5 protein-coding genes and 1 tRNA gene are annotated in these 9,803 nt (G+C 45.8%); 5 read left to right on the top strand and 1 reads right to left on the bottom strand.

The window, feature by feature from the left end; all coding sequences use genetic code 11:
* The first annotated feature begins 136 nt into the window (after nt 1-136).
* From ABUA34_RS12950 to ABUA34_RS12965, 4 genes are all read left to right on the top strand, one after another.
* Nucleotides 137-207, top strand: a tRNA-Trp gene (locus ABUA34_RS12950).
* 306 nt (nt 208-513) lie between these two features.
* Complete coding sequence (locus tag ABUA34_RS12955) at nt 514-1,626, top strand: metallophosphoesterase family protein (protein WP_055273562.1); 1,113 nt, start codon at nt 514-516, stop codon at nt 1,624-1,626.
* 2 nt (nt 1,627-1,628) lie between these two features.
* The gene (locus ABUA34_RS12960; protein ID WP_349823443.1) at nt 1,629-3,302 is read left to right on the top strand and encodes an ATP-binding protein; all 1,674 of its coding nucleotides are present in this window, start codon (nt 1,629-1,631) and stop codon (nt 3,300-3,302) included.
* A gap of 27 nt (nt 3,303-3,329) precedes the next feature.
* Nucleotides 3,330-5,777, top strand: coding sequence for a hypothetical protein (locus ABUA34_RS12965; RefSeq protein ID WP_055280052.1), 2,448 nt, complete (start codon nt 3,330-3,332; stop codon nt 5,775-5,777).
* A gap of 218 nt (nt 5,778-5,995) precedes the next feature.
* Here the strand turns inward: ABUA34_RS12965 and ABUA34_RS12970 are convergent, their stop codons facing one another.
* Nucleotides 5,996-7,933, bottom strand: coding sequence for an ABC-F family ATP-binding cassette domain-containing protein (locus ABUA34_RS12970; RefSeq protein WP_349823444.1), 1,938 nt, complete (start codon nt 7,931-7,933; stop codon nt 5,996-5,998).
* A gap of 238 nt (nt 7,934-8,171) precedes the next feature.
* On the opposite strand from ABUA34_RS12970, the gene ABUA34_RS12975 reads away from it, so the two are divergent.
* Nucleotides 8,172-9,803, top strand: a 1,632-nt coding sequence (locus ABUA34_RS12975; protein ID WP_349823445.1) for a RelA/SpoT-related domain-containing protein, incomplete at its 3' end; no start/stop codon positions are given.

A 9,803-nucleotide genomic window follows, 5' to 3' on the forward strand; every position in this document is an offset into this window, starting at 1 on the left:
CGAGGACTTATCCTTAGAGGTTTCTAAGAGATAAGCTTTAGAAGATACCTCTTTCTGTGTGAAATTCTGAAGGTACAGAATAAAACGTACCGGGAAAATTTAACGCTGCAGCAGGTGTTAAATTTTTTCTGTATATAGGGGATTGGTCAAATGGTATGATAGGAGTCTCCAAAACTTTTGGTGGGAGTTCGATTCTCTCATCCCCTGTTTGATTGGCGTCAGAAACCTTGTAAAACCAAGGCTTCTGGCGTTTTTTGTTTGTGAAAAAACAAAATCCGTAATAATTACGGAACGAAAATCAAGGAGCAATATACTTCATGTATGAACTTAAGAGACAGTTTTCTGCTGTTGAATACAGAGAGAAAACACATGTGTATCAGACAGGAGGTATATGATATGATGTAGACAGGGTCCGCGGCATATGCCGTGGACTTTATTCTTTATGAGCAAATTTTTACGTATTATGTTAATATAGAAAAAGAAAAGAATAGAGATGACTGAGGTTGAGGAACTATGAGAATAATACACTGTGCGGATATCCATCTTGATTCAGCCCTGAGTGCACATCTTGGAAGAGAAAGAGCCAGAGGCAGAAGAAATGAGATACTTAACACATTCAGGAAAATATTCGGGTATGCTGCAGAGAATGACGTGCAGGCGGTAATAATAGCGGGGGATCTCTTTGATTCAGAGACAGTGTCTGCCACGACGATAAATGTTGTTCTGGGGGAGATAGCGAAGTATGCTGACATAGATGTGTTCTATCTGAGGGGAAATCATGACCCGGATGAAAGCTTATTTGCTGGGCGGAGACTCCCAGAGAATCTGTATTTATTCGGAGATGAGTGGACGCAGTATCAGCTTAAGGGATCACATATAGTGATCGCGGGCGCTGTGCTGAATGACGAAAACTGCAACAGCATATATGATGAACTCGAACTGGATGAGAACGATATAAATATTGTCACACTCCACGGACAGGAGCAGGAATATGGCAGGGCTCGCAACATGAATGATGTATGCCTGAAGAAACTCAGGGGAAGAGGCATAGATTATCTGGCACTGGGACATGTGCATGGAAGAAAGCTGGAAAGTCTTGATCACAGGGGAGTCTATTGCTATCCGGGATGTCTGGAGGGCAGGGGCTTTGACGAGTGTGGTGAGCATGGATTTATGATGCTTGACGTGGATGAGAGGAAGCATATGGTTGAGACCGAATTTGTGCCATTTGCCTATAGAAGGCTGTTCGATGTGGAAGTGGACGTGACAGGGGCAGAGTCAAGCTCTGATGCGGCGGACATGATCGCAGACAGACTGTATCAGGAACTGCCGGGGACCATGGAAGATGAGTCCAGGGACATGGTGAGGGTATCCCTCACAGGCGCGGTAAATGTTGAGAGCGAGATAAACACGGATTATCTGACTAAGCAGTTTCAGGATTCGTTCTATTATATGGAGATCTTGGATCACACGGATTTTCAGGTGGATTACATGAGGTATGTGAATGATGCGTCCCTCAAGGGCGAATTCGTGAGGAAGGTCATGAGGCAGGATATGAGTGAAAATGACAAGGCATATGTGATCCAGACAGGACTCAGGGCTCTTTCGGGCGAGGAGATATTTTAAGTATGAGATTGATATCTTGTTATATAGATGGATTTGGCAAATTGAATAACATGGAAGTCCAGTTCGAGGATGGGATAAATACATTTGTCCAGGATAATGGCTGGGGCAAGTCGACTCTTGCTGCTTTTATCCGGGTCATGCTGTATGGCTTCGACGGTGAGACGAAGAGAAATGACATTGAGAATGAAAGAAAAAGATATCGCCCGTGGTCGGGGGCTGCCTATGGCGGAGAACTGGTATTTGAGAGCAGGGGCAGAAACTACAGGGTTCAGAGGACATTTGGCGCGAAGAAGAGCGATGACAAATGCGTGATATACGACGAGGCGACTCATGCTGTGACAGGAATGTTCACGGATAAGCTTGGGGAGGAGCTGTTTCATGTGGATTCTGCGTCATTTGTGAGAAGTATGTACATAGGGCAGGATGACTGCCGGACCTGGGCGACGGATGGGATAAGTGCTAAGCTTGGTAATATCGCTGACAGCACGGATGATATAAGCAATTATGAGAATGCCAGACAGATACTGAAGAATGTTATAAACAGGCAGTCGCCAACCAAGCGGACGGGGGAACTGTACAGGAGAAAATATGAGCTTGATGGGATGCGTGAGCAGGTCAGGGAGCTTGATGGAATAGACAGAAGTATAAATGAGCTGAATAAAAATATCCGTGAGATAGAAATGCAGAATCAGAACCGGATGAGGCGGCAGAGACAGAAAGCCGTTGTAAAGCATGAACCGTTGAATCCGGAATCAGCGAAGCCAGAGGCAGATAATGCAGAAAAACTAGAAAGCATTGGAAGTAGCATAAATAATAAAAAACGTGGCAGTAAATATATCATGACAGGATTTTGTGCGTTGATCGCAGCACTTTTATCTCTGGGAATGTGGAAATTTATGCTTGGAATAGAAGAACCTGACGATATGGCTATGATTATATTTGTTGTATGTGCAGGTATGTTTTGTGTACTCGGAATCTACTACATTATACGCGGGATAAATGAAAAGATCAGGCATAGGAAGAATAAGGTGGAAGAGCCGGGGGATGCCGCTGGTGATACCAGATCGGACGGATCAGATGATATATATACAGCCGATGACGAATCCGATATGGATGAGGAGATGTCGGTCTATATGGCAGAAAACATGAGACTTGGCGAGTATGCCAGGGAACTGGCAGAGCTCAAGCTTCGAAGACAGGAGATAGCTGCTGTGAAGGCATCGTTGGCGGATAAGAAAAAGGCTTTGGAAGACGATCTGCACAGATACGAGCTCAACGTAAAGGCGTACGAGCTGCTGGGGGAGGCCAGGGATACATTTGCAGTGGGACATTCGGTGCCGGTCATGGAGGCATTTGACAGGTATTATGAGTGCGTTACAGGAGAGCATGCAGGAAATGTACAGGCGGCCCCGGATATGACAATCAGGTACAGAGAGCAGGGAATGTACAGGGATTCTCAGACCTTGAGCTCGGGACTGGCGGATATCCTCGGAGTGTGTGTAAGAGTTGCAATAGTGGACAGCATGTATCAGGATGAAAAGCCGATGCTCATAATGGATGATCCATTTGTCAATCTTGATGACAGAAATATGGCGGGGGCGAAGAAATTTGTGGAGAAGATATCGGAAAAATATCAAATATTGTATTTTACATGCAGCCAAAATCGTGTACTATAGATACATAATAAATACTCAGGAGGAAGTATGTTGCGGACAATAAGGAAGGGATTGTATAAGTCGAATAACGTAAGATTTCTTGCTCTGCTCATCGCTGTGGCATTTGTTCTGCTGACGGAGATGGCGTGTGTGGGGAACATGACGGCCAAAGCGGAGACTGCAGGGGATGTGGCTGCATCTGTATATGCGGATACGGAGGCTCCGGGGGTGGCGACGCCTACCAGCGTGGTGGAGAAAACAGCACTTAAGATGAACAGCAGTACATACGTGTTTACGAACTCCACCGATGGCATGTTCAGACTCAGCTTTGCGGAGGGCGAGAGTTACTTCATTGGTTCAGGTGAGGACAGTGATACACTTATCACATATGCACTGATAAGATATAACTCCAAGTTTTATCTTGTCGCAGCGGATGACAGCGATGCAAATGTGCAGTATAACGGAAGCTACACAGACACCAGCTTTGAGATGCTGAAGTCAGCGAATTATAATTCTTCAAGCAGATATGTCAACATGAGCGTTAAGAGCGGCAATACCATAGAGCTCAAAAAGTTTACATTTGCCAGGGACTATTCTGTAGCTCTGACAGGATATTACAATGGAGTGTATTATAGCGAGGGCAGTCCGGCGACAGGACTGTTCACAAGATCCGGGTACTGTGATTACTTTGTGAGTGGCAAGGCTGTTGTGGGAGATGGCTGGTACAAATATGGCAGCAGTTCACCGGCAGGGGAGCTTGTTGACGCGGATATATCCGGAAGCATGTCTGGAAATGATGTGAAGTATATCCAGCTTTTTGATGGGCATGTTGTGAGCGCTTATCACGGCAATTATTTCTACAGCTATAATGGAACAGTCAGGATCACCGTCAAGAATAAGGCGATCATGGTAAATAATATAAAAGTCCTGTTTGACAAGAATGGAAATGCGTACAAGGGACTCAGAACAGAAAATTCCAGAGTGTACTACTACGAAGCGGGTATTCCGGTCAAGAACGTGGTGAAGCAGTTTGGAGAAGACTATTATTACTTTGGAAGTGACGGCGCTGCGGTGAGATCGACCTGGATCACATCAGGAAACTGCGTGTATTATTTTGCGGTGGACGGCAAGGCAGTAAGGCGGATGCAGTCGGGAAGACTGTACCAGTATTCGTCGGGAAAATGGACCAGTACGGCAACCGGTGTATACGAGGTAAACAGAAGATATTATTACTTTGTGAACGGTGCGAAGAGCAACGTCACGAAGTGGTATGAGATCTCAAGGGATAAGAAGTATTACATAAGAAACGGAGAGGCAACCTATTTTGTACAGGTGGACGGCATAAGATACAGATGTCAGAAGGTGGCGAGCGAGGGCGGCTGGACGGCTGCGGTGAATGCGTGGATACCTTCATTTGGACATGTTGTGCTCCACACGGACAGCACGGGAATATCTGATGCGATATATTACAGATCGACACATACTGTATCGGGATATGCAGACACGTACAGAGTATTCTCGAATAACAGATGGATAGTAAAGAAGAATTCTGTGGTGAGACTGCAGGACAACTGCAGTTACTTTGGTAAAACAGGTAAGGCTGTCAGAACAAAGGGCTGGCAGACGATTAGTGATTACAGTGCGGCTTATGTAGGCGATGAGGGAACTGTAACTGAATATGTGTATTATGACGAGAGTACAGGATATTCCGAGTACAGAAGTGGCAAGCTGCTCAACGACAAGTCTGAGGGTCTTAAGAACGCCAAGATCAACAACAAGAAGGTGTATTATTTCAGCGATGCAAATGGACGCTGCAGTAAACTCACGAAGATAGTAGTGGGTGATGTGGAGTATGAATTTGACAGTTGGGGAAGATGCTTCAAGACAGATTCGATAAGCTGGGATTTTGATGAATGGATGAAGAGGGTTGTCAATGAATATCTGGGCAAGACAGGAATCTACTGCAATGTATTTGTGGCAAATGCGCTTAGATACGCAGGCAGCAGCACTCCGGGAAGTGATATGTCAGTCAAGTACACTGACTTTGCAAATGGCGGATTCGTGATCAGTTCATCAAATATATGCTCAGACTGGGCACTCCGCAAGGTCATCGCCAAGGCGATTCTGGCGCAGAATGGAAGCTGGGGTGAGGCGACGGATTACGAGCTCACAGCGGACAGGGAGGACTTCTCATACGATGTGCTCCTGCCTGGTGATATAGTTGTCTACTATACGAATGGAGAGCCGACCCATGTCGGAATCTATTTTGGAAAGTTCTCTTCAGCGACTGCACTTAAGCAGTATCTGAGAAAGCTTGGAGTTCCGGCTTCGGCATGTGAGGCATATGTGCATGACTGGGGTTCTAACAGCGGAAATAAGCCTGAATACTGGATCATTCAGGGTGGAATGGGCAGCAGCGATCAGGTCTATATAAGCAATTCTGCATATGATCTGTCGGGACAGTATGCCATGAAGATAATTCATGTGAGACATTAGAATGTAGAGAGATTGACATAAATGTACAGGGAACTGTGCATGAGACATGTATGAACAATAGATGTACAGGAGACTGTGCATGATAACAAAGAAAACACCATATATGAATACGGTGAGTGGATACCTTATATGGATCCTCTTTGCTGTAGTCGTATATGGTGTTTTTGGTATTTGTTGATATAGTTAAGCCTGCAGGTTTGACATGAGCGATTCCGCCATCAGTCCTCCTCGGACAGTTCCTCCCATTTCGTGTAGAGCTCGTTGAGTTCTGTGTCGGCTTCGTTCCTCTGCTTTGTGAGGTCGTTCAGCAGACCGACATTTGTGGCGTTCTCAGGAAGAAGAAACTGTTCATCGATCTCTGCGATCCTGTTCTCAAGTTCCTCGATGGATGCCTCAAGCTTCTTCAGGTCATTTGCCTTCTTGCGCTGCCTTGCCGCCTCAGCTTTGCTTTCCTGCCATGAGAGCTTGGCCTGTGAGACAGCGGGAGCGGTCTGGGCCGGTGCGTCAGAGACTCCGCTTATTGGAGTGAATGGACTTCCTGAATCTGTGGAATACGTTCTGTGGGTCTCGTAGTAATCGTAATTGCCTATATAGCTTGTGAGCTGTTTGTCCCTTAACTCGATGATCCTTGTGGCCGTCTGGTTGATGAAGTATCTGTCGTGGGATACATACAGGACAGTGCCGGTGTAGTTCCTTATGGCATTCTCCAGTATCTCTTTTGATGTGATATCCAGGTGGTTCGTCGGCTCATCCAGAATAAGAAAGTTGGCGGAAGAGAGCATCAGTTTGGCAAGGGACACACGTCCACGCTCGCCACCTGACAGATCCTGTATCCTCTTGAACACGTCCTCACCTGTGAAGAGGAATGCCGCAAGGACATTACGGATTCTGGTGTTGGACAGATCAGGGTAGGCGTCGCTTATCTCATCGAATATGGTGTTGGACATCGTGAGTACCTGATGTTCCTGATCGTAGTAACCGATCTTGACGCGTGATCCAAGTATGATAGCTCCGGCATCTTTGGATACAAGCCTGTTGATCATCTTCAGTATGGTTGTCTTTCCGGTTCCATTTCCACCTATCAGGGCGACGTGTTCGCCACGTTTGATATCCATATCTATTCCTGAGAACAGATTATTGTCGCCAAATGATTTGGAGAGTCCTTCGATCGTAAGAACATCCTCGCCGCTTAAGACATTTGGCTCAAGAGTGATCCTCATCTCGGATGCAACCTCGGTTGGCTTGTCGAGACGTTCTATACGTGAGAGCATCTTCTCACGGCTCTCTGCACGTTTGATGGACTTCTCACGGTTGAACTGCTTGAGCTTCGTGATGACCTCTTCCTGATGCTTGATCTCCTGTTGCTGGTTGAGATATGCCTTCATCATGTTCTCACGGATCTCTGCACGCTTTTGTGCGAAGTAGGTGTAGTTGCCATTGTATACCTGGCTGTGGCCATTGTCGAGCTCGACTATCTTGGTCACGATCTTGTCAAGGAAATAACGGTCGTGGGAGACGATGATGACGCTTCCCTGGTAGGATGACAGGAAGCCCTCAAGCCATGAGATGGATTCCATGTCCAGATGGTTTGTCGGCTCATCGAGGATGATGATATCCGGCTTCACCATGAGGAGTCTGCCGAGTGCAAGTCTTGTCCTCTGGCCACCGGACAGAGAGTCCGTGTGGCGGTCATAATCCTCCTTGGAGAAACCTAGTCCTTTGAGAACTCCATTTGCCTCGCTCTCACAGCTATAGCCGTTCTTATATTCGAATTCGTGGGTGTAGCGGTTGTAGAGCTCCAAAGATTTCTCAAGCTCCTCACCGGACTGCTCAGCCATAGTGTGTTCAAGTTCGCGCATCCTGTTCTGAAGCTCAAGGATAGGCTTTAGTGCATCCATCATGACTCCGCGGACAGTGGTGTTGTAATTGCTCTCCTGATACTGGGACAGATAACCGATGGTCCTGTCCTTTGACACTATGACCTGACCGGAGTCAGCACTTTCCTCACCCATTATTATCTTGAGAAGAGTGGTCTTGCCGGCGCCGTTTATGCCGACTATAGCCATTTTCTCCTTTTCCTCAAGATGAAAAGAAATATTGTCCAATATAACATCTGTGCCAAATGCTTTGCAGATGTTCTGACAGTCTAAAATCATAATTTAACCTCTCATTTGTGTTCTAGCCTTTTAATTATATATACAAGCCTTTACTTTCGCAAGAAAATGGAGTGGATTTTATACTATAAGGGTGGAATTGCACTGTTTTTTATAAAATGTTCATATTATTTTAAGCAAAATACACAATTATTGTGATATACTAGATAAAGATATGCGTGGATATAGGAAAGACGCCGCAGGGCGGATTGATATATAATTACAGAAAAGGAATGATGGAATGGATTATAGCATCTATGACTATAATAGTGACGAGAAGCTTCTTCAGGAACAGGAGATAGAGGAGATCAACAATGTGAAGATGAGTCTGCTCAACACTCTTGTCACGAAGCTGAACAATGCGGGAATATATTTTAACAGTACATCGAGAATCAAGTCAGAATCGTCACTTCTGCACAAGCTGGAGACTGGTAAATACTCCATGCAGGAAGGTGGAAGAAAGATTCAGGATATCATAGGTATACGAATCAACCTGTTCTATCTGGAGGACATGGATATATGTGAGAAGATACTTGAGGAGACGTTTCTTCTGGACAATTGGTCCAAGACGAAGAATGAGGAGAACAAATTTGAGGCACAGAAATGTAACGGTGTGTTCAGGATACCGAGCAAATATCTGCGAAACATACCTGCAAGTGTGTGGAACAAGCCATTTGATCAGACATTTGAGGTACAGCTCAGGACGGTGCTCTTCGAGGGTTGGCATGAGATAGAGCATGAGATGAGATATAAGTATAAGCTGGGTTCTGATTCCAAGGAGACCGATCTGTGGACTGGACATGAGGATCTGTCCAGAGTCATGAACAGTATCATAGCCAATCTGGAGCTGTGCGACTGGTCTATCATGCAGATTTTCAATAGTATTCACGACTCACAGTACAAGGAGAAGAACTGGGAGAATGCCATAAGAAGCAAATACAGGCTCAGGATCACGCAGGATCCGCTTAAGCCTGAGCTCAGGGAATATCTGGACAACAATCCGGATATCGTGGCGCAGTTCCACACTGTGAGCAAGCGCGAACTGGTTGATATACTGCTCAACAAGAAGTATCACAAGGAGCTGACTCCTGACAGAGTTATTTATCTGATCAACAAGGAGATAGTCCACAACGAGTATATATCAAGGCTGCTTGACAAGGAGCAGTTCGTTCCAGCGGTCAGACCAGAGGTGAAGACTGAGATAAAGCCTATGGTTCCGAATGTTGTGTACAGCCACAGGGTAGGAATACCTGCGGCGGGTTATGACAAGGCGTGTGAGATCATATACAAATGGGTCAGAGAGCACATCAGTATGGTGTTCCCACAGATGCCCGAGGAACTCACGAGTGTGGATTATTCCACCATAGGATATAAGGTATATATAACATATGAGGCCGGTGAGTTTCATATGGATTTCCAGCACATAAGCAATTCAGAGGCTGGTGTTATATGGCATGTGACAGTGGATATGGTGAGTGCCGGGGATATATATGATGTGAATGTGGAGAACATATGTGAGACCATCAACGTCAAGGAGAGAAGATACAGCAGGCCAAAGTTCATGAAGGATATGTTCAATCAGGTTGGCTTTGTAGACGCCGGGATAGTCATGGAGGAGGGATCAAGCCCTGAGGAGATCAGCTATGACAAGCTGAATGCGATTGTTGAGAGCCCTGACAGATATATGCCGATCATAGTCATAGTGAAGCCGGATGAGATACCGGACTGGGCGATAGACTGTGATGGATATATACTCAGAACGGATATGCTGAAGAAGACCCTCAACGGTTTGTGTCATGTATATCTGTGCAGTGGAGACTGCAAGAAGCGCTACGAGGAGGAGTACGGTAAGGAATCCGTGGATGGTGGAGTT

The sequence above is a fragment of the Coprococcus sp. RTP21428st1_C9_RTP21428_210409 genome (assembly GCF_040227395.1).
GTDB classification, from domain to species: domain Bacteria; phylum Bacillota; class Clostridia; order Lachnospirales; family Lachnospiraceae; genus Coprococcus; species Coprococcus aceti.

Bases quoted from the DNA above. Each gene is read 5' to 3' on its own strand.
- ABUA34_RS12955 (WP_055273562.1), top strand. From the start codon at position 514: ATGAGAATAATACACTGTGCGGATATCCATCTTGATTCAGCCCTGAGT.
- ABUA34_RS12960 (WP_349823443.1), top strand. From the start codon at position 1,629: ATGAGATTGATATCTTGTTATATAGATGGATTTGGCAAATTGAATAAC.
- ABUA34_RS12965 (WP_055280052.1), top strand. From the start codon at position 3,330: ATGTTGCGGACAATAAGGAAGGGATTGTATAAGTCGAATAACGTAAGA.
- ABUA34_RS12970 (WP_349823444.1), bottom strand. From the start codon at position 7,933: ATGATTTTAGACTGTCAGAACATCTGCAAAGCATTTGGCACAGATGTT.